Below are 20,105 nucleotides of genomic sequence, written 5' to 3' on the forward strand. Positions count from 1 at the left end.
GACATGGCAGCTGTTCGAATGTCTTCCGGGCAGGACCAGACATCGGATCGCGTCCGACGGGGCGCTCATTGGCTGCCGCTGTGCGGCTCTAGGGGATAGATGACTGAGTACGGCCGGGGTTCCGGCTCCCAACCGTGGCATCCCGAGGACCCCCTCTACGGGGACCAGGGATACAACGGGCAGCAGTACCCGCAGCAGCACCAGCCGCAGCAGTCGCAGCCCCCCTACGGTCAGCAGCAGCACTACCCCGAACAGCAGCAGGGCCACGGCTGGGACCCCTCCCAGGACACCGGAGGCCACTACGTCCCCCAGCCCGGCGGCCAGTACGCCGGGCAGGGCGGCGGCTCCTACCCCGGGGAGGGGCAGGGCCACTACGGCACGCCGCAGGAGGCCTACCCGCCCCAGCAGCACGCCCCCTACGTGGGCGAGCAGCGCCAGGGCGGGCACGAGCAGCTGCAGCAGCAGTCCGCTCCGCAGGGGCTGCACGAGGAGTGGCGCCCGGAGCCCGACCAGGACAAGATCTCCCTCTTCGACGACCCGCCGGAGGCGCCGTCCGCCCCCGCCGAGGACGAGCCCGAGCCGGACGAGGGGCGCGGCCGCGGCCGTGACCGGCGCGGCAAGGGCAAGAAGAAGAACAAGCGCCGCAGCGGCACGGCCTGCCTGCTGGTGGCCGTCGTGCTCGTCGGCGGCGTGGGCGGCCTCGGCTATCTCGGCTACGACTACTGGGAGGCCAACTTCGGTCCCGCGCCCGACTACGACGGCGAGGGCACCGGGCAGGTCCAGGTCGAGATCCCCAAGGGGTCCGGGCTTACCCAGATGGGCGACATCCTGCAGAAGAACGGCGTGGTCAAGAGCTCCCGCGCGTTCACTGAGGCCGCCGGGGAGTCCGCCAAGGGCAAGGGCATCCAGCCGGGCACGTACACCCTGCACAAGGAGATGTCGGCACAGGCGGCCATCGCGATGATGACCGACACCAAGAACCTGCTCACCTTCGGCGAGGGGACCCGGGCCGCCGAGGTCTATGCCGCGATCGACAAGAAGCTCGGCCTCAAGGCGGGCACCACCCAGGACGTCGCCAAGAGCCAGGCGAAGAACCTGGGCCTGCCCGACTGGGCCGGCACCGAGGCCGACATCAAGGACCCGCTCGAGGGCTTCCTCTTCCCCTCGCAGTACAACGCGGCCAAGGGCACCAAGCCCGAGGACCTGCTGCGGCAGATGGTGGCCCGCGCCAAGGACAACTACGCCGAGCAGGACCTGGACGGCAAGGCCAAGGAGCTGGGGCTCAAGTCCCCGCTGCAGGTCCTCACCGTCGCCAGCCTGGTGCAGGCCGAGGGCCGCTACAAGCACGACTTCGACAAGGTCTCCCGCGTCATCTACAACCGGCTCAAGCCGGACAACAAGGAGACCTACGGACTGCTCGACTTCGACTCGACGGTCAACTACGCCAAGAAGACGAGCACCCTGGACACCGGCGCCGTCAGCGACCTGCGCCAGTTCAAGGACCCGTACAACACCTACAAGATCAAGGGCCTGCCGCCCGGACCGATCGACAACCCCGGTCTCGAGGCGCTGAAGTCGGCGCTCCAGCCCGCGCCGGGCCCCTGGTACTACTTCGTGTCGATCAACGAGAACGAGACGCTGTTCGCGGTGACGAACGAGGAGCAGAACCGCAACCGCGAGAAGTACAACCAGGCGCACAAGAAGGGCGGCCAATGACCACACGTCACCGGGCGGCGGTGCTCGGTACGCCGATCGCCCACTCGCTCTCCCCGGTGCTGCACCGGGCGGCCTACGCGGAGCTGGGCCTGACGCAGTGGACGTACGACCGCTTCGAGGTCGACGAGGCGGCGCTGCCCGCCTTCGTCGAAGGGCTCGACGACAGCTGGGCCGGGCTGTCGCTGACCATGCCGCTCAAGCGGGCGGTCATCCCGCTGCTCGACGGCGTCAGCGCCACCGCCGAGTCCGTCGAGGCCGTCAACACCGTGGTGTTCACCGAGGACGGCCGCCGCATCGGCGACAACACCGACATCCCCGGCATCGCGGCCGCCCTGCGCGAGCGCGGCGTCGAGAAGACGGACTCCGCCGCCGTGCTGGGCGCGGGCGCCACCGCCTCCTCCGCGCTCGCCGCCCTCGCCCGCATCTGCACCGGCGAGGTCACCGCCTACGTGCGCAGTGCCGAACGCGCCGCCGAGATGCGGCAGTGGGGCGAGCGCCTCGGGGTGTCCGTGCGCACCGCCGACTGGTCGCGCGCCGCCGAGGCCCTCACCGCGCCCCTGGTGATCGCCACCACCCCGGCCGGAGCCACCGACGAGCTGGCCGCCGCCGTCCCCGAACACCCTGGCACCCTCTTCGACGTGCTGTACGAGCCCTGGCCCACCCCGCTCGCCGCTGCCTGGCGCTTGCGTGGCGGCGCGATCCTCGGCGGCCTCGACCTGCTGGTGCACCAGGCCGTCCTCCAGGTCGAGCAGATGACCGGCCGCGCCCCGGCGCCGCTGGCCGCGATGCGCGCCGCGGGCGAGGCCGCACTGGCGGCCCGCGGCCGTTGACCGGTCTCACAACCTGACGCAGTAGGTCCGCAAACTGGACCTGCGACCGGAGAAATCGCCCGGACGTGGGAGGATCGGAGTCGGCGGGCCAAGGGCCGCGTTCCTCCAGCCACCGCTGGGAGGTGTCCCCGGGCCGCGCCGCCGCATGATCCCGAGGCGCGAGCAAGAGGAGTCCCGTTGAGCAGGTTGCGCTGGCTGACGGCCGGGGAATCGCATGGTCCGGCACTGGTGGCGACGTTGGAGGGGCTGCCTGCCGGCGTGCCGGTCACCACGGACATGGTGGCGGACGCCCTCGCCCGCCGCCGCCTGGGCTACGGCCGCGGCGCGCGCATGAAGTTCGAGAAGGACGAGGTCACCTTCCTCGGCGGCGTCCGGCACGGCCTGTCGCTGGGCTCCCCGGTCGCGGTCATGGTCGGCAACACCGAGTGGCCCAAGTGGGAGAAGATCATGGCGGCCGACCCCGTCGACCCCGACGAGCTCGCCGCGCTGGCCCGCAACGCCCCGCTGACCCGTCCCCGCCCCGGCCACGCCGACCTCGCGGGCATGCAGAAGTACGGCTTCGACGAGGCCCGGCCGATCCTGGAGCGCGCCTCCGCCCGGGAGACCGCCGCCCGTGTCGCCCTCGGCACGATCGCCCGCTCCTTCCTCAAGGAGACGACGGGCATCGAGATCGTCTCGCACGTCGTGGAGCTCGCCGCGGCCAAGGCCCCCTACGGCGTCCACCCCAAGCCCTCCGACGTCGAGAAGCTCGACGCCGACCCGGTGCGCTGCCTGGACGCCGACGCGAGCAAGGCGATGGTCGCCGAGATCGACCAGGCCCACAAGGACGGCGACACCCTCGGCGGCGTCGTCGAGGTCCTCGCCTACGGAGTGCCGGTCGGCCTCGGCTCGCACGTGCACTGGGACCGCCGTCTGGACGCCCGCCTCGCCGCCGCCCTGATGGGCATTCAGGCGATCAAGGGCGTCGAGGTCGGCGACGGCTTCGAGCTGGCCCGGGTGCCCGGCTCCAAGGCGCACGACGAGATCGTCGCCACCGAGGACGGCATCCGCCGCACCTCCGGCCGCTCCGGTGGCACCGAGGGTGGCCTGACCACCGGCGAGCTGCTGCGCGTGCGCGCCGCGATGAAGCCCATCGCGACCGTCCCGCGCGCTCTGGCCACGGTGGACGTCGCCACCGGCGAGGCCGCCCAGGCGCACCACCAGCGCTCCGACGTCTGCGCCGTCCCGGCCGCCGGGATCGTCGCCGAGGCGATGGTGGCCCTGGTCCTCGCGGATGCGGTGGTGGAGAAGTTCGGCGGCGACAGCGTCGCCGAGACCCGCCGCAACGTCCGCTCCTACCTCGACAACCTGGCGATCAAGTGACCGGAAGCGCAGGTCCCGTGGTCGTCCTGGTGGGCCCGCCCGGAGCGGGCAAGTCCACCATCGGCGCCCTGCTCGCCGAGCGGCTGGGCACCGGCTACCGGGACACCGACGCCGACATCGAGCGCACCGCGGGCAAGCCCATCCCGGAGATCTTCCTCGACGACGGCGAGCCGCACTTCCGCGAGCTGGAGCGGCAAGCCGTCCGCGCCGCCGTGGCCGAGCACCGCGGAGTGCTCGCCCTCGGCGGCGGCGCGATCATGGATGCCGCCACCCGAGCCCTCCTCAAGGGGCTGCCGGTGGTCTTCCTCGACGTCGAACTGGCCGACGCCGTGCGCCGCGTCGGCCTGGACACCCCGCGTCCGCTGCTCGCCGTCAACCCCCGCAAGCGGTGGCGCGAGCTGATGGAGGCGCGCCGCCCGCTCTACACCGAGGTCGCCCGTGCCGTCGTCGCCACCGGCGGCCGCACCCCGGCCGAGGTCGCCGACGCCGTGCTCGAGGCGCTGGCCCCGCCCCCGGCCCACACACCGGACACCACGCAGTGAGGAACGCATGACCGACGCCCCCACCCGCATCCACGTCGCAGGCAGCGCGGGCACCGCGCCGTACGACGTCCTGGTCGGGCGCCAGCTGCTGGGCGAGCTGCCCGGCCTCGTCGGCGACAAGGCCAAGCGGGTCGCCGTGCTGCACCCCGAGGCGCTCGCCGAGACCGGCGAGGTGCTCCGGCAGGACCTGACCGACCAGGGATACGAGGCCATCGCGATCCAGGTGCCCAACGCGGAGGAGGCCAAGACCGTCGAGGTCGCCGCCTACTGCTGGAAGGCGCTGGGGCAGTCCAACTTCACCCGCACCGACGTCATCGTCGGCGTGGGCGGCGGTGCCACCACCGACCTGGCCGGATTCGTCGCCGCGACCTGGCTGCGCGGGGTGCGCTGGATCGCGGTGCCCACCACCGTGCTGGCCATGGTCGACGCGGCAGTCGGCGGCAAGACCGGCATCAACACCGCCGAGGGCAAGAACCTCGTCGGCGCCTTCCACCCGCCCGCCGGGGTGCTGTGCGACCTGGCCGCGCTGGACTCGCTGCCGGTCAACGACTACGTCAGCGGGCTGGCCGAGATCATCAAGGCCGGGTTCATCGCCGACCCCGCCATCCTGGAGCTGATCGAGGCCGACCCCGAGGCCGCCCGCAGCCCCCGGGGCCCGCACACCGCCGAGCTCATCGAGCGCTCGATCCGCGTCAAGGCCGAGGTCGTCTCCTCCGACCTCAAGGAATCCGGCCTGCGCGAGATCCTCAACTACGGGCACACCCTGGCCCACGCGATCGAGAAGAACGAGCGCTACAACTGGCGGCACGGCGCGGCCGTCTCCGTCGGCATGGTCTTCGCCGCCGAGCTCGGCCGCATCGCGGGCCGCCTCGACGACGCCACCGCCGACCGCCACCGCGAGGTCCTCGCCTCCGTCGGACTGCCCGTCACCTACCGCGGCGACCAGTGGCCCAAGCTGCTGGAGACCATGAAGGTCGACAAGAAGACGCGCGGTGACCGTCTGCGCTTCATCGTGCTGGACGGCCTGGCCAAGCCCACGGTCCTGGAGGGCCCGGACCCGGCCATGCTGCTGGCGGCACACGCGGAGATTGCGGCGTGAGGCCCGTCCTGGTCCTGAACGGGCCCAACCTCGGACGGCTCGGCTCGCGCGAGCCCGACGTCTACGGCTCGACCTCCTACAAGGGCCTGGTCGAGGAGTGCGGCCGGCTCGGCGCGGAGCTCGGCCTCGCCGTCGAGGTCCGCGAGACCAATGACGAGGGCGAGTTGATCCGCTGGCTGCACGAGGCGGCCGACGGCAGCATCCCCGTCGTCATCAACCCCGGCGCCTTCACGCACTACTCGTACGCGATGCGGGACGCGGCCGCCCAGCGCACGGCGCCGCTCATCGAGGTGCACATCTCCAACCCGTACGCCCGGGAGGAGTTCCGGCACACGTCCGTGATCGCGGCGGTCGCGAGCGGGACGGTGGCGGGCTTCGGCATCGGCTCCTACCGGCTGGCGCTGCGGGCGCTGGCGGAGGAACTCGCGGGCTGAGCCGCCCGTTTGCTGTTTGGGGTACGCTCCCGGGGCTGCGCCCCGGACCTCCGGTGGTGCGGCCCGGTGGGCCGGTTGGTGCCCACCCTCCCCCGGCTACCGCTGGGAGGGGCCCCCAGCCCTGCGGAACGCCTGCCCACCAACCGGGGGCTGGGGGCGGTAGCCCCCAGGAAACGGTGAAAGGGCGGGACCGGGGCACCCTCACCGGGTGTACCCCGGCGCACAGATCACCCGCACGAAAACGGAGCGTGCCACAGGATGCAGCAGCCCGTGGAGTCACCGCTGCCCCCCGCCCATCCGCCGATGCCGGCCGTGCCGCCGCCCGGCCCGGAGGCGGCCACCGGCCACTTCCCGCCGGCGGCGGCCCCGGTCGTGGCGGACGCCACGACCGCCCCGGTCGCCGTGCTGCTGATCGGCCCCGCAGGGGCAGGCAAGACCACCGTCGCCCGGCACTGGGCGGATACCCGCCGGGTGCCCACGGCCCACATCAGCCTCGACGACGTCCGCGAATGGGTCCGCTCCGGCTTCGCCGACCCCCAGTCCGGGTGGAACGACCACTCCGAGGCGCAGTACCGCCTCGCCCGCCGCACCTGCGGCTTCGCCGCCCGCAATTTCCTGGCCAACGGCATCTCCTGCATCCTCGACGACGCCGTCTTCCCCGACCGGCCCGTCGTGGGCCTCGGCGGCTGGAAGCGGCACGTGGGCCCCGGCCTGCTGCCGGTCGTCCTGCTGCCGGGCCTGGAGGTCGTCCTCGAGCGCAACGCCGAGCGCACCGGCAACCGCCGCCTGAGCGACGAGGAGGTCGCCCGCATCCACGGCCGGATGGCGGGCTGGTACGGCTCCGGCCTGCCGATCATCGACAACTCGCAGCAGGACGTCGCCACCACGGCCCGCCTCATCGACGAGGCCGTCGCCCGCGCCCTCGCCCCCTGGTAGCGGCACCCGCCCGGTCGGACGCGCTGAACCGGCCGGATCCCTCCGCCGAACGTACGCTCGGGACCATGTCCGAGGTGTACGCGGCACGGCGCGCCCGGCTGCGCGAGCGGTGCGAGGCGGGCGGCAGCGCGGCCGCACTGGTCACCGGCGAGGCCAATCTCCGCTATCTGGCGGCTGATGCGCCCGCCGGGTCCGCGCTGCTCGTCGGGCCCGGCCAGGACCTCCTCGTCTGCACCCGCGACCCCTTCACCGACGTCGCGGGCGGGCGGCCCGCGGAGGACCTGCGGGTCTTCGTCCTGCCGACGCCCGAGGGCGACCCGGCCGTCGCGGCGGCCGAGCGGGCCGCCGCGGCCGGGGCCGCCTCGCTGGCCGTCGAGGAGCACCACCTGACCGTCGCCCGGCACCGCGCCGTGCGCTCGGTGGCGCCCCGGCTGCGCCTGGACGACCTGGGCACGGCCGTGGAGCAGCAGCGGATCGTCAAGGACAACGAGGAGATCTCCTGCCTGCGGATCGCCGCCGAGATCGCGGACCAGGCGCTGGGCGAGCTGCTGGAGTCGATACTCGTCGGGCGCACCGAGCGGCATCTGGCCCTGGAACTGGAGCGCCGGCTGATCGACCACGGTGCGGAGGGCACGGCCTTCCCGACCAGTGTGGGCACCGGCCCCCACTCGGGGCTCGCCGGGCACACGCCCACCGACCGGCGTGTCGAGGAGGGAGATTTCCTGAGCGTCTGCCTGGGCGCCGACTACCGTGGATACCGCAGCGAGATCGCCCGCACCTTCGTGATCGGCACCTCGCCGGCCGACTGGCAGATCGAGCTGTACGAGCAGGTCTTCGCGGCTCAGCGGGCGGGCCGGGAGGCGCTGGCGCCGGGCACGGCCTACCGCGATGTGGACCGCGCCGCGCGCGTTGTGCTGGAGGCCGCGGGCCACGGGGAGCGGGTCGGACCGAGGGTCGGACACGGCGTGGGACTCGAAAACGACGAGGACCCTCGGCTCGCGCCCTCGGCAATGGGTAAACTGGACGCTTGCGTGCCGGTCGCCGTAGATCCGGGGGTTCACCTCCCGGGGCGGGGCGGCGTCCGGATCGATGACACGCTCGTCGTCCGCCCCGAGGCGGACGGCGGTCCCGAGCTACTCACCATTACGACCAAAGAGCTGCTCGCGCTGTAGCGGCGCACCGCACTTTCTGGTTCCACCAGTCGCAGTCCAGGAGATACCGCAACCGTGGCATCCACGAACGACCTCAAGAACGGCATGGTGCTCAAGCTCGAAGGCGGCCAGCTCTGGTCCGTCGTCGAGTTCCAGCACGTCAAGCCCGGCAAGGGCCCCGCCTTCGTCCGTACGAAGCTGAAGAACGTGCTCTCCGGCAAGGTGGTCGACAAGACCTTCAACGCCGGTGTGAAGGTCGAGACGGCCACCGTCGACAAGCGGACGATGCAGTTCTCGTACATGGACGGCGAGTACTTCGTGTTCATGGACATGGACACGTACGACCAGCTCATGGTCGACCGCAAGGCCGTCGGTGACGCCGCCAACTTCCTGATCGAGGGCTTCGAGGCCACCGTCGCTCAGCACGAGGGCGAGGTCCTCTACGTCGAGCTGCCGGCCGCCGTCGAGCTCGTCATCGAGCACACCGAGCCGGGTGTCCAGGGCGACCGCTCCACCGGTGGCTCCAAGCCCGCCAAGCTGGTGACCGGCTACGAGATCGCGGTCCCGCTCTTCATCACCACGGGTGAGAAGATCAAGGTCGACACCCGCTCCGGTGAGTACCTCGGTCGGGTGAACAGCTAACCGTGGCCGCCCGTAGCAAGGCCCGTAAGCGCGCCTTCCAGATCCTCTTCGAGGCCGACCAGCGCGGTGCCTCCGTGCGCAGCGTCCTCGCGGACTGGGTCCGGCACTCCCGGTCCGACGACCGTCAGCCGCCGGTCAACGAGTACACGATGCAGCTGGTCGAGGGCTATGCGGAGCATGTCGCCCGGATCGACGACCTGATCGCCACCTATGCGGTCGACTGGGACCTGGACCGGATGCCGGTCGCCGACCGGAACATCGTCCGGCTCGGGGCCTACGAGCTGATCTGGGAGGACGGCACCCCGGACGCGGTGGCGATCGACGAGGCGGTTCAGCTCGCCAAGGAGTTCTCCACCGACGACTCGCCCGCCTTTGTGAACGGTCTGCTGGGCCGTTTCAAGGAGCTCAAGCCGAGCCTTCGGCGCGACGAGCGCTAACTAGCAGCGCGCGAGCGCCGCAGGCACAGCGGAGCAACAGACGAAAAACCGCCGGGGGCGGGAGATCCGAATGGGTCTCCCGCCCCCGGCGGTACGTTTCTCTGTCGCTGTCAGGCGTCTTCGTGCTGGACGGCACGGCGCGCATCGGCGTCGAGCACGCCCCAGCTGATCAGCTGCTCGGTGAGCACCGAGGGCGACTGGTCGTAGATGACGGCAAGGGTGCGCAGGTCGTCCTGGCGGATCGAGAGGACCTTGCCGTTGTAGTCACCGCGCTGGCTCTGGATGGTCGCGGCGTAACGCTGGAGGGGGCCCGCCTTCTCGGCCGGGACGTGGGCGAGGCGCTCCAGGTCCAGGACGAGCTTCGGCGGGGGCTCGGCGGCGCCGCCGGGCGTGGTGCCGGGCAGGAGCTCCTGCACGGGCACACCGTAGAAGTCGGCGAGCTCGGCCAGACGCTGCACGGTCACGGCACGGTCACCGCGCTCGTACGAGCCCACCACGACGGCCTTCCAGCGGCCCTGGGACTTCTCCTCGACGCCATGGAGGGAGAGGCCCTGCTGGGTGCGGATGGCGCGGAGCTTGGCCCCGAGCTGCTTGGCGTATTCGCTGGACATAAAGCTCCCCGGACGCTGTATCGACGGCGACGGCCTCTTCTCGACTGCCGCGTGTCTGGTAACTCACTGTGAGGTTACGCAGCGTAATCTCGGTTCGTCAAGCCGAATGGTCCACCCCCTCGGCCGTCAGGGGGGTGGTGGTGAGGGGCCGCCGTTCCTCCTGGTACCGTGAAACCTGTAAATCCGACGTCCTTTAAAGTCCGTCCCGTGAGGCGGAGAAGGAGGTCCGTTTCGTATGGACGCAGTCATTCCTGCGGCAGACCCCGCGCGTCCCGTGCTGGAAGCACCGGACATCGCCCGGGTTCTGACCCGTATCGCCCACGAGATCGTCGAACGCGCCAAGGGCGCCGGCGACGTCGTCCTCCTCGGCATCCCCACCCGTGGCGTCTTCCTCGCCCACCGGCTGGCCGCCAAGCTCGAGGAGATCACCGGGGCCAGGACCCCGGTCGGCTCCCTCGACATCACCATGTACCGCGACGACCTGCGGCTGCGCCCCGCCCGCGCGCTCGCGCGCACCGAGATCCCCGGTGAGGGGATCGACGGCAAGCTGGTGGTCCTCGTCGACGACGTGCTCTTCTCCGGCCGCACGATCCGCGCCGCGCTCGACGCGCTGAACGACATCGGCCGCCCCCGCGCCGTCCAGCTCGCGGTCCTCGTCGACCGCGGCCACCGCGAACTGCCGATCCGCGCCGACTACGTCGGCAAGAACCTCCCCACGTCGCTGCGGGAGACGGTCAAGGTCCAGCTCACCGAGGAGGACGGCCGCGACAGCGTGCTCCTCGGCGTGCGCGCGGCCGCCCCGGCCGACGGGCAGTAGCTCCCACTCCACGGACCCGGCACCCCGGGCCCGCGGAGCGGCATGTCCGGCCACCACCCCCGCAAACCTCCTAAACCACGGAGCAACCGGATGAAGCGCCACCTCATCTCGGCCGCCGACCTCTCGCGCGACGACGCCGTCCTCATCCTCGACACCGCCGAGGAGATGGCCCGGGTCGCGGACCGGCCGATCAAGAAGCTGCCCACCCTGCGCGGCCGCACCGTCGTCAACCTCTTCTTCGAGGACTCGACGCGCACCCGCATCTCCTTCGAGGCCGCCGCCAAGCGGCTCTCCGCCGACGTCATCAACTTCTCCGCCAAGGGCTCCTCGGTCTCCAAGGGCGAATCCCTCAAGGACACCGCCCTGACCCTGGAGGCGATGGGCGCGGACGCCGTCGTCATCCGCCACCACGACTCCGGCGCCCCGCACCGCCTGGCCACCTCCGGCTGGATCGGCGGCTCGGTCGTCAACGCCGGCGACGGCACCCACGAGCACCCCACGCAGGCGCTGCTGGACGCCTTCACCATGCGCCGCCGCCTCGTCGGCCCGGACGCCGGGATCGGACGCGATCTGGCCGGCCGCCGGATCACCATCGTCGGCGACATCCTGCACAGCCGGGTGGCCCGCTCCAACGTGCACCTGCTGAACACCCTCGGCGCCGAGGTCACCCTCGTCGCGCCGCCCACCCTGGTGCCGATCGGCGTCGAGACCTGGCCGTGCGAGGTCTCCTACGACCTGGACGCGGTGCTGCCGAAGTCCGACGCCGTGATGATGCTGCGCGTCCAGCGCGAGCGGATGAACGCCGCGTTCTTCCCCACCGAGCGCGAGTACGCCCGCCGCTACGGGCTCGACGGCGACCGGATGGCCCGGATGCCGGAAGACGCCATCGTCATGCACCCGGGGCCGATGAACCGGGGTATGGAGATCACCGCCGAGGTTGCCGACTCCGACCGCTGCACCGCCGTCGAACAGGTGGCCAACGGCGTCTCGACCCGCATGGCCGTCCTGTACCTGCTGCTCGGCGGCTCCGAGCCGGCCGTGGCGCCCCAGAACAACGCTCGCACCGAGGAGAACAAGTAACCATGCCGAAGATCCTGATCCGTGGTGCGAAGCTCCTCGGCGGCGAGCCGCAGGACGTCCTCGTGGACGGCGAGACCATCGCCGCGGTGGGCACGGGCCTGAGCGCCGAAGGCGCCACCGTCGTCGAGGCCGACGGCAAGATCCTGCTGCCGGGCCTGGTCGACCTCCACACCCACCTGCGCGAGCCCGGCCGCGAGGACTCCGAGACGGTGCTGACCGGCACCCGCGCCGCGGCGAGCGGCGGCTACACGGCGGTCTTCGCCATGGCCAACACCTTCCCCGTCGCCGACACCGCGGGCGTCGTCGAGCAGGTCTGGCGGCTCGGCAAGGAGTCCGGCTACTGCGACGTGCAGCCCATCGGCGCCGTCACCGTCGGCCTGGAGGGCAAGAAGCTCGCCGAGCTGGGCGCCATGCACGACTCCGCCGCCGCGGTGAAGGTCTTCTCCGACGACGGCAAGTGCGTCGACGACGCCGTGATCATGCGCCGCGCGCTGGAGTACGTGAAGGCCTTCGACGGCGTCGTCGCCCAGCACGCCCAGGAGCCCCGGCTGACCGAGGGCGCCCAGATGAACGAGGGCGTCGTCTCCGCCGAGCTGGGCCTGGGCGGCTGGCCGGCCGTCGCCGAGGAGTCGATCATCGCCCGCGACGTGCTGCTCGCCGAGCACGTCGGCTCCCGCGTCCACATCTGCCACCTCTCCACCGCCGGCTCGGTCGAGATCGTCCGCTGGGCCAAGTCCCGCGGCATCGACGTGACCGCCGAGGTCACCCCGCACCACCTGCTCCTCACCGACGAGCTGGTGCGCTCGTACAACCCGGTCTACAAGGTCAACCCGCCGCTGCGCACCGAGCGCGACGTCATGGCCCTGCGCGAGGCCCTCGCCGACGGCACCATCGACATCGTCGCCACCGACCACGCCCCGCACCCGCACGAGGACAAGGACTGCGAGTGGGGCGCGGCCGCCATGGGCATGGTGGGCCTGGAGACGGCGCTGTCGGTCGTCCAGCACACGATGGTCGAGACCGGCCTGCTGGACTGGGCGGGCGTCGCCGAGCGCATGTCCTTCCGCCCCGCGGGCATCGGCCGCCTCTCCGGCCACGGCCGCCCCATCGCCCCCGGTGAGCCCGCCAACCTCACGCTGGTGGATTCCGCTTACCGTGGTGTCGTGGACCCCGCGGGCTTCGCCTCCCGCAGCCGCAACACGCCCTACGAGGGCATCGAGCTGCCGGGACGCGTCACCCACACCTTCCTGCGGGGCCGGGCGACGGTCGTGGACGGGAAACTCGCGTGACACCTGCACTGATCAATCTGGCGGCCGAGGAGAAGTCTGCGGCCGTCACCGACTGGGCCGCACGGATCGGCTGGGTCGTCGGGCTGCTGCTCTTCATCGCGCTGCTGTACTGGCTGATGCGCGAGGGCTGGAAGTGGCGCGGCACCCTCCAGGGTGACCTGCCCGAGCTCCCCGCCGCGCCCGCCGAGCCCGGTGCGGCCACGCTCACCATGACCGGCCGCTACCACGGCTCCACCACCGCCGGGCAGTGGCTCGACCGCATCGTCGCCCAGGGCCTGGGCACCCGCAGCCGAGCCGAGCTCACCCTGACGGAGCAGGGGGTGGCCGTCGTACGGCCCGGTGCCAAGGACTTCTTCGTCCCGGCGGCGGCGCTGCGCGGCGCCCGTCTGGACAACGGCATCGCGGGCAAGGTCCTCGCCGAGGGCGGCCTGCTCGTGATCACGTGGCAGCACGGCGACAAGACGATCGACTCGGGCTTCCGCTCCGACCGGGCGGCCGAGCACACCGCCTGGGTCGAGGCCCTCACCACCCTGCACGACTCGCACAACGACACGGAAGGCGCACGATGACGACCTCCATCCAGGGGAACGGCTCGCAGAGTAAAAGGGGGATCCCCGCCGTACTCGTCCTGGAGGACGGCCGCAGCTTCCGCGGACGCGCCTACGGGGCCGTGGGGGAGACCTTCGGCGAGGCCGTGTTCTCCACCGGCATGACCGGCTACCAGGAGACCCTGACCGACCCCTCCTACCACCGCCAGGTGGTCGTCATGACCGCCCCGCACGTCGGCAACACGGGCGTCAACGACGAGGACCCCGAGTCCGCCCGCATCTGGGTCTCCGGCTACGTCGTGCGCGACCCCGCACGCATCCCCTCCAACTGGCGCTCGCGCCGCTCCCTCGACGAGGAGCTCGAGCGCCAGGGCGTGGTGGGCATCAGCGGCATCGACACCCGCGCGCTCACCCGCCACCTGCGCGAGCGCGGCGCCATGCGCGTCGGCATCTTCTCCGGCGAGGCGATCGCCGACGAGGCCGCGATGCTCGCCAAGGTGCAGGCGTCCCCGCAGATGAAGGGCGCCGACCTCTCCGCCGAGGTCGCCACCAAGGAGACCTACGTGGTCCCTGCGATCGGCGAGAAGCGCTTCACCGTCGCCGCCGTGGACCTCGGCATCAAGGGCATGACCCCGCAGCGGATGGCCGAGCGCGGCATCGAGGTGCACGTGCTGCCCGCCACCGCCACGGTCGAGGACGTCTACGCCGTCAACCCCGACGGCGTGTTCTTCTCCAACGGCCCCGGCGACCCGTCCACCGCCGACCACCCCGTCTCGGTGATGCGCAGCGTGCTGGAGCGCAAGACCCCGCTCTTCGGTATCTGCTTCGGCAACCAGATCCTGGGCCGCGCGCTCGGCTTCGGCACCTACAAGCTGAAGTACGGCCACCGCGGCATCAACCAGCCCGTGCAGGACCGTACGACCGGCAAGGTCGAGGTCACCGCGCACAACCACGGCTTCGCCGTCGACGCCCCGCTCGACGCCGCGACCGACACGCCCTACGGCCGGGTCGAGGTCTCCCACGTGTGTCTCAACGACAACGTGGTCGAGGGTCTCCAGCTGCTCGACCAGCCGGCATTCAGCGTCCAGTACCACCCCGAGGCAGCCGCAGGACCGCACGACGCCGCGTACCTGTTCGACCGCTTCGTCTCCCTGATGGAGGGCCAGCGTGCCTAAGCGCACCGACATCCAGTCCGTTCTGGTCATCGGCTCCGGCCCGATCGTCATCGGCCAGGCCGCGGAGTTCGACTACTCCGGCACGCAGGCCTGCCGCGTGCTGAAGTCGGAGGGCCTGCGGGTCATCCTGGTGAACTCCAACCCCGCCACGATCATGACGGACCCGGAGATCGCCGACGCCACCTACGTCGAGCCGATCACCCCGGAGTTCGTCGAGAAGATCATCGCCAAGGAGCGCCCCGACGCACTCCTGCCCACCCTCGGCGGCCAGACCGCGCTCAACACCGCGATCTCGATGCACGAGAACGGCGTTCTGGAGAAGTACGGCGTCGAGCTGATCGGCGCCAACGTCGAGGCCATCCACAAGGGCGAGGACCGCGACCTCTTCAAGGGCGTCGTCGAGGCCGTCAACGCCAAGATCGGGCACGGCGAGTCCGCCCGCTCGGTCATCTGCCACACCATGGACGAGGTCCTCGCGGGCGTCGACACGCTCGGCGGCTACCCCGTCGTCGTCCGCCCCTCCTTCACCATGGGCGGCGCGGGCTCCGGCTTCGCGCACAACGAGGAGGAGCTGCGCCGCATCGCCGGCCAGGGCCTCACGCTCTCCCCGACCACCGAGGTGCTCCTGGAGGAGTCCATCCTCGGCTGGAAGGAGTACGAGCTGGAGCTGATGCGCGACAAGCACGACAACGTCGTGGTCGTCTGCTCCATCGAGAACTTCGACCCGATGGGCGTCCACACCGGTGACTCCATCACCGTCGCCCCGGCGATGACGCTCACCGACCGCGAGTACCAGATCCTGCGGGACGTCGGCATCGCGATCATCCGCGAGGTCGGCGTCGACACCGGCGGCTGCAACATCCAGTTCGCGGTCAACCCCGAGGACGGCCGGGTCATCGTCATCGAGATGAACCCGCGCGTCTCACGCTCCTCCGCGCTCGCCTCCAAGGCCACCGGCTTCCCGATCGCCAAGATCGCGGCCCGGCTCGCGGTGGGCTACACGCTGGACGAGGTCCCCAACGACATCACCGAGAAGACCCCGGCGTCCTTCGAGCCCACGCTCGACTACGTCGTGGTCAAGGCGCCCCGCTTCGCCTTCGAGAAGTTCCCGGCCGCCGACGCCACCCTCACCACGACCATGAAGTCGGTCGGCGAGGCCATGGCCATCGGCCGCAACTTCACCGAGGCGCTGCAGAAGGCGCTGCGCTCGCTGGAGAAGAAGGGCTCGCAGTTCGACTTTGTGAGCCCCGTCGGCGACAAGGCCGAGCTGCTGGCCAAGGCGGTCGTCCCCACCGACGGCCGGATCAACACCGTCATGGCGGCCATCCGCGCCGGGGCCACCCCGGAGGAGGTCTTCGAGGCGACGAAGATCGACCCCTGGTTCGTCGACCAGCTCTTCCTGATCCACGAGATCGCCCAGGAGCTCGGCGCCGCCGAGAAGCTCGAGCCCGAGCTGCTCGCCGAGGCCAAGCGGCACGGCTTCTCCGACGCCCAGATCGCCGCGATCCGCGGTCTGCGCGAGGACGTCGTGCGCGAGGTCCGGCACGCGCTGGGGGTCCGCCCGGTCTACAAGACGGTCGACACCTGCGCCGCCGAGTTCGCTGCCAAGACCCCGTACTTCTACTCCGCCTACGACGAGGAGTCCGAGGTCGCGCCGCGCGAGAAGCCCGCGGTGATCATCCTCGGCTCCGGCCCCAACCGCATCGGCCAGGGCATCGAGTTCGACTACTCCTGCGTCCACGCCTCCTTCGCGCTCAGCGAGGCCGGCTACGAGACCGTGATGGTCAACTGCAACCCGGAGACCGTCTCCACCGACTACGACACCTCCGACCGGCTCTACTTCGAGCCGCTCACCCTGGAGGACGTCCTGGAGATCGTCCACGCCGAGCAGCAGGCGGGCCCGGTCGCGGGCGTCGTCGTGCAGCTCGGCGGCCAGACCCCGCTGGGCCTGGCGCAGGCACTCAAGGACAACGGCGTGCCGATCGTCGGCACCTCGCCCGAGGCCATCGACCTCGCCGAGGAGCGCGGCGCCTTCGGCCGGGTGCTCACCGAGGCCGGGCTGCCCGCGCCGAAGTACGGCACGGCCTTCTCCTTCGCCGAGGCCCAGGCCATCGCCGCGGAGATCGGCTACCCGGTCATGGTCCGCCCCTCCTACGTGCTGGGCGGCCGCGGCATGGAGATCGTCTACGACGAGCCCTCCCTGGCCGGCTACCTGGAGCGGCACGCGGGCCTGATCTCCGAGCACCCGGTGCTCATCGACCGCTTCCTCGACGACGCGATCGAGATCGACGTCGACGCGCTCTACGACGGCCACGAGCTCTACCTCGGCGGCGTGATGGAGCACATCGAGGAGGCCGGCATCCACTCCGGCGACTCCGCCTGCGCACTGCCCCCGATCACGCTGGGCGGCTTCGACATCAAGCGCCTGCGCGCCTCCACCGAGGCGATCGCCAAGGGCGTCGGGGTCCGTGGCCTGATCAACATCCAGTTCGCGATGGCCGGGGACATCCTCTATGTCCTGGAGGCCAACCCGCGTGCCTCCCGCACGGTCCCCTTCACCTCGAAGGCGACCGCGGTGCCGCTGGCGAAGGCCGCCGCCCGGATCTCCCTGGGCGCGACCATCGCCGAGCTGCGCGAGGAGGGCATGCTGCCGAAGAACGGCGACGGCGGCACGCTGCCGCTGGACGCGCCGATCTCGGTGAAGGAGGCCGTGATGCCGTGGTCGCGCTTCCGCGACATCCACGGCCGCGGCGTGGACACCGTGCTGGGCCCGGAGATGCGCTCGACCGGCGAGGTCATGGGCATCGACTCCGTCTTCGGCACCGCCTACGCCAAGTCGCAGGCCGGCGCCTACGGCGCGCTGCCGACCAAGGGACGGGCCTTCGTCTCGGTCGCCAACCGCGACAAGCGCTCGATGATCTTCCCGGCCCGCGAGCTGGTCGCGCACGGCTTCGAGCTGCTGGCCACCTCCGGCACGGCCGAGGTCCTCAAGCGCAACGGCATCAACGCCACCGTGGTGCGCAAGCAGTCCGAGGGCGAGGGGCCGAACGGCGAGAAGACGATCGTCCAGCTCATCCACGACGGCCAGGTCGACCTGATCGTCAACACCCCCTACGGCACCGGCGGCCGCCTCGACGGCTACGAGATCCGCACCGCGGCCGTCGCCCGCGCGGTGCCCTGCCTGACCACGGTCCAGGCGCTCGCCGCCGCCGTCCAGGGCATCGAGGCCCTCACCCGCGGCGACGTGGGCGTGCGCTCCCTGCAGGAGCACGCGGAACATCTGACCGCCGCACGCGAGGCGTAAGGCGAACGAGGGGGACACCGCAAGGTGTCCCCCTCTTCGTGAGACCTCTGACGAGACCCGCTTGCCCCTCCCCGCCCGAGAAGGCCAGAAATGTACCGTCTCTTCTTCGACCTGATCTTCAAGCGCATGGACCCCGAGAAGGCCCACCACCTGGCCTTCGCCTGGATCCGCGCCGCCGCCCGGATGCCCGTCCTGCGCACCTTCGTCGCGGCCGTTCTCGCCCCCCGCCACAAGGAGCTGCGCACCGAGGCCCTGGGCCTGCGCATGCACGGCCCCTTCGGCCTCGCCGCGGGCTTCGACAAGAACGCCGCCGCCATCGACGGCATGGCCATGCTCGGCTTCGACCATGTCGAGATCGGCACCGTCACCGCCCAGCCGCAGCCCGGCAACCCCAAGAAGCGCCTCTTCCGCCTCGTCGCGGACCGCGCGCTCGTCAACCGCATGGGCTTCAACAACGACGGCTCGGCCGCCGTGGCACAGCGCCTGGCCGAGCGCAAGAGCGTTTTCCGGACGACCGTGGGCGTCAACATCGGCAAGACCAAGATCGTCCCGGAGGCGGAGGCGGTCGCCGACTACGTCACCTCCACCGAGCGCCTGGCCGGCCACGCCGACTACCTCGTCGTCAACGTGTCCTCCCCGAACACGCCCGGCCTGCGCAACCTGCAGGCCACCGAGGCGCTGCGCCCGCTGCTGACCGCCGTCCGCGAGGCCGCCGACCGCACGGTCACCGACCGCCGCGTGCCCCTGCTGGTGAAAATCGCGCCCGACCTCGCCGACGAGGACGTCGACGCCGTGGCCGACCTCGCCGTGGAGCTGGGCCTGGACGGCATCATCGCCACCAACACCACCATTGCCCGCGACGGCCTGGGCCTGAAGACCCCCAAGCGCACCGTCGAGGCCATCGGTGCCGGCGGTCTGTCCGGCGCCCCCCTCAAGGCGCGCTCCCTGGAGGTCCTGAGCCGCCTGTACGCCCGTGTGGGCGACCGGATCACCCTGGTGGGGGTCGGCGGCATCGAGACCGCCGACGACGCCTGGGAGCGCATCCTGGCGGGCGCCACGCTGGTCCAGGGCTACAGCGCCTTCATCTACGAGGGCCCGTTCTGGTGCCGGAAGATCCATAACGGGCTGGCCGAGAAGCTGGCCGCCAGCCCGTATGCCACCCTCGCCGAAGCCGTCGGCGCCGAGCACCGGAAGGTGACCGCATGACCGCCCACCCGTCACCCGACCACCACCCCTCATCGAGGCCCTCCGGGCCGCAGCGGTCTTCCCTGCCGCCCTTCGGCGCCCGCCTGCGCCGCGCCATGGACGAGCGCGGCCCCCTGTGCGTCGGCATCGACCCGCACGCCTCCCTGCTCGCCGACTGGGGACTCGGCGACGACATCAAGGGCCTGGAGCGCTTCACGTACACGGTCGTGGAGGCGCTGGCCGACCGGGTCGCGGTGCTCAAGCCGCAGTCCGCCTTCTTCGAGCGGTTCGGCTCGCGCGGCATCGCCGTCCTGGAGCAGGCCGTGGCCGACTCCCGCGCCGCCGGGGCCCTGGTGCTGATGGACGCCAAGCGCGGCGACATCGGCTCCACCATGGCCGCCTACGCCGCCACCTACCTCGACCCCGCCTCGCCGCTGTTCTCGGACGCCGTGACCGTCAGCCCGTACCTCGGCTACGGCTCCCTGCGCCCGGCCCTGGACCTGGCCCGGCAGAGCGGCACCGGCGTCTTCGTCCTCGCGCTCACCTCCAACCCCGAGGGAGCCGAGGTGCAGCACGCGGTGCGTGCCGACGGCGCGAGCGTAGCGGCGACCATGCTGGACCACCTCAAGGCCGAGAACGCCCGGGACGCCGCGCCCATGGGCTCGTACGGAGCCGTCGTCGGCGCCACCCTCGGCGACACGCTGGCCGCGGCAGGTGCGGATCTGGCCATCGGCGGGCCGCTGCTCGCCCCCGGCATCGGGGCGCAGGGCGCCACCGCCGCCGACCTGCCCAAGGTCTTCGGCGCGGCCGTCGCGAACGTCGTCCCGAACGTCAGCCGCGGCGTCCTGAAGCACGGTCCGGACGTCGCGGCGCTGCGCGAGAGTGCCGCCCGCTTCGCCGGCGAGGTGCGCGACGCGGTGGCCTCCGCGCGAGGCTGACGTCAATTT

Annotated in this window: 19 protein-coding genes; 18 read left to right on the forward strand and 1 reads right to left on the reverse strand. The window is 71.6% G+C overall.

The annotated features are described in order from the left end of the window. The first annotated feature begins 99 nt into the window (after positions 1 to 99). From mltG to nusB, 10 genes are all read left to right on the forward strand, one after another. On the forward strand, positions 100 to 1,716 hold the full coding sequence (mltG, locus tag FHS39_RS20895; RefSeq protein ID WP_184350938.1) for an endolytic transglycosylase MltG: 1,617 nt from the start codon (positions 100 to 102) through the stop codon (positions 1,714 to 1,716). Continuing rightward, complete coding sequence (locus FHS39_RS20900; protein WP_184350940.1) at positions 1,713 to 2,546, forward strand: shikimate dehydrogenase; 834 nt, start codon at positions 1,713 to 1,715, stop codon at positions 2,544 to 2,546. Before mltG ends, FHS39_RS20900 begins: the two co-directional genes overlap by 4 nt. Positions 2,547 to 2,723: 177 nt before the next feature. Further along, positions 2,724 to 3,908 (forward strand): chorismate synthase, encoded by a 1,185-nt coding sequence (gene aroC, locus FHS39_RS20905; RefSeq protein ID WP_184350941.1) that lies wholly within the window; start codon positions 2,724 to 2,726, stop codon positions 3,906 to 3,908. Then, entirely contained in the window at positions 3,905 to 4,450 is a 546-nt protein-coding gene (locus tag FHS39_RS20910; RefSeq protein WP_343069665.1) for a shikimate kinase, read from the forward strand. Before aroC ends, FHS39_RS20910 begins: the two co-directional genes overlap by 4 nt. Positions 4,451 to 4,457: 7 nt before the next feature. Then, the gene (gene aroB / locus FHS39_RS20915) at positions 4,458 to 5,549 is read left to right on the forward strand and encodes a 3-dehydroquinate synthase (RefSeq protein ID WP_184350943.1); all 1,092 of its coding nucleotides are present in this window, start codon (positions 4,458 to 4,460) and stop codon (positions 5,547 to 5,549) included. Then, positions 5,546 to 5,983 (forward strand): type II 3-dehydroquinate dehydratase, encoded by a 438-nt coding sequence (aroQ, locus tag FHS39_RS20920; protein WP_184350945.1) that lies wholly within the window; start codon positions 5,546 to 5,548, stop codon positions 5,981 to 5,983. Before aroB ends, aroQ begins: the two co-directional genes overlap by 4 nt. Before the next feature lie 258 nt (positions 5,984 to 6,241). Continuing rightward, positions 6,242 to 6,919 (forward strand): AAA family ATPase, encoded by a 678-nt coding sequence (locus FHS39_RS20925; protein ID WP_184350947.1) that lies wholly within the window; start codon positions 6,242 to 6,244, stop codon positions 6,917 to 6,919. Positions 6,920 to 6,984: 65 nt separating this feature from the next. Continuing rightward, entirely contained in the window at positions 6,985 to 8,091 is a 1,107-nt protein-coding gene (locus tag FHS39_RS20930) for a M24 family metallopeptidase (protein ID WP_184350949.1), read from the forward strand. 54 nt (positions 8,092 to 8,145) lie between these two features. Continuing rightward, positions 8,146 to 8,712, forward strand: a complete 567-nt coding sequence (efp, locus tag FHS39_RS20935; RefSeq protein ID WP_184350951.1) for an elongation factor P — start codon at positions 8,146 to 8,148, stop codon at positions 8,710 to 8,712. 2 nt (positions 8,713 to 8,714) lie between these two features. After that, on the forward strand, positions 8,715 to 9,149 hold the full coding sequence (gene nusB, locus FHS39_RS20940) for a transcription antitermination factor NusB (RefSeq protein WP_184350953.1): 435 nt from the start codon (positions 8,715 to 8,717) through the stop codon (positions 9,147 to 9,149). Positions 9,150 to 9,259: 110 nt separating this feature from the next. Here nusB and bldD read toward each other — a convergent pair whose 3' ends face one another. Next, a complete protein-coding gene (gene bldD / locus FHS39_RS20945) occupies positions 9,260 to 9,760 on the reverse strand; it encodes a transcriptional regulator BldD (protein ID WP_004948690.1) in 501 nt (166 codons plus the stop codon). 235 nt (positions 9,761 to 9,995) lie between these two features. On the opposite strand from bldD, the gene pyrR reads away from it, so the two are divergent. From pyrR to pyrF, 8 genes are all read left to right on the forward strand, one after another. Beyond that, positions 9,996 to 10,577, forward strand: a complete 582-nt coding sequence (gene pyrR / locus FHS39_RS20950; RefSeq protein ID WP_184350954.1) for a bifunctional pyr operon transcriptional regulator/uracil phosphoribosyltransferase PyrR — start codon at positions 9,996 to 9,998, stop codon at positions 10,575 to 10,577. Between the two features lie 90 nt (positions 10,578 to 10,667). Beyond that, positions 10,668 to 11,657, forward strand: coding sequence for an aspartate carbamoyltransferase catalytic subunit (locus FHS39_RS20955; RefSeq protein ID WP_184350955.1), 990 nt, complete (start codon positions 10,668 to 10,670; stop codon positions 11,655 to 11,657). A 2-nt stretch (positions 11,658 to 11,659) separates the two neighbouring features. Then, positions 11,660 to 12,946: a dihydroorotase gene (locus tag FHS39_RS20960; protein ID WP_184350956.1), complete on the forward strand. Its 1,287-nt coding sequence runs from the start codon at positions 11,660 to 11,662 to the stop codon at positions 12,944 to 12,946. Further along, the gene (locus FHS39_RS20965) at positions 12,943 to 13,515 is read left to right on the forward strand and encodes a PH-like domain-containing protein (RefSeq protein WP_184350957.1); all 573 of its coding nucleotides are present in this window, start codon (positions 12,943 to 12,945) and stop codon (positions 13,513 to 13,515) included. The genes FHS39_RS20960 and FHS39_RS20965 overlap by 4 nt, the downstream gene beginning before the upstream one ends. Beyond that, a complete protein-coding gene (carA, locus tag FHS39_RS20970) occupies positions 13,512 to 14,669 on the forward strand; it encodes a glutamine-hydrolyzing carbamoyl-phosphate synthase small subunit (protein ID WP_184350958.1) in 1,158 nt (385 codons plus the stop codon). Before FHS39_RS20965 ends, carA begins: the two co-directional genes overlap by 4 nt. Further along, positions 14,662 to 17,973, forward strand: a complete 3,312-nt coding sequence (carB, locus tag FHS39_RS20975; RefSeq protein WP_184350959.1) for a carbamoyl-phosphate synthase large subunit — start codon at positions 14,662 to 14,664, stop codon at positions 17,971 to 17,973. Before carA ends, carB begins: the two co-directional genes overlap by 8 nt. Before the next feature lie 90 nt (positions 17,974 to 18,063). Continuing rightward, a complete protein-coding gene (locus tag FHS39_RS20980; protein WP_184350960.1) occupies positions 18,064 to 19,179 on the forward strand; it encodes a quinone-dependent dihydroorotate dehydrogenase in 1,116 nt (371 codons plus the stop codon). Positions 19,180 to 19,241: 62 nt separating this feature from the next. Then, complete coding sequence (gene pyrF / locus FHS39_RS20985) at positions 19,242 to 20,096, forward strand: orotidine-5'-phosphate decarboxylase (RefSeq protein ID WP_281396888.1); 855 nt, start codon at positions 19,242 to 19,244, stop codon at positions 20,094 to 20,096. The last annotated feature ends 9 nt before the right edge of the window (positions 20,097 to 20,105 follow it).

This window comes from Streptomyces olivoverticillatus, from assembly GCF_014203555.1.
Taxonomy (GTDB): Bacteria; Actinomycetota; Actinomycetes; order Streptomycetales; family Streptomycetaceae; genus Streptomyces; species Streptomyces olivoverticillatus.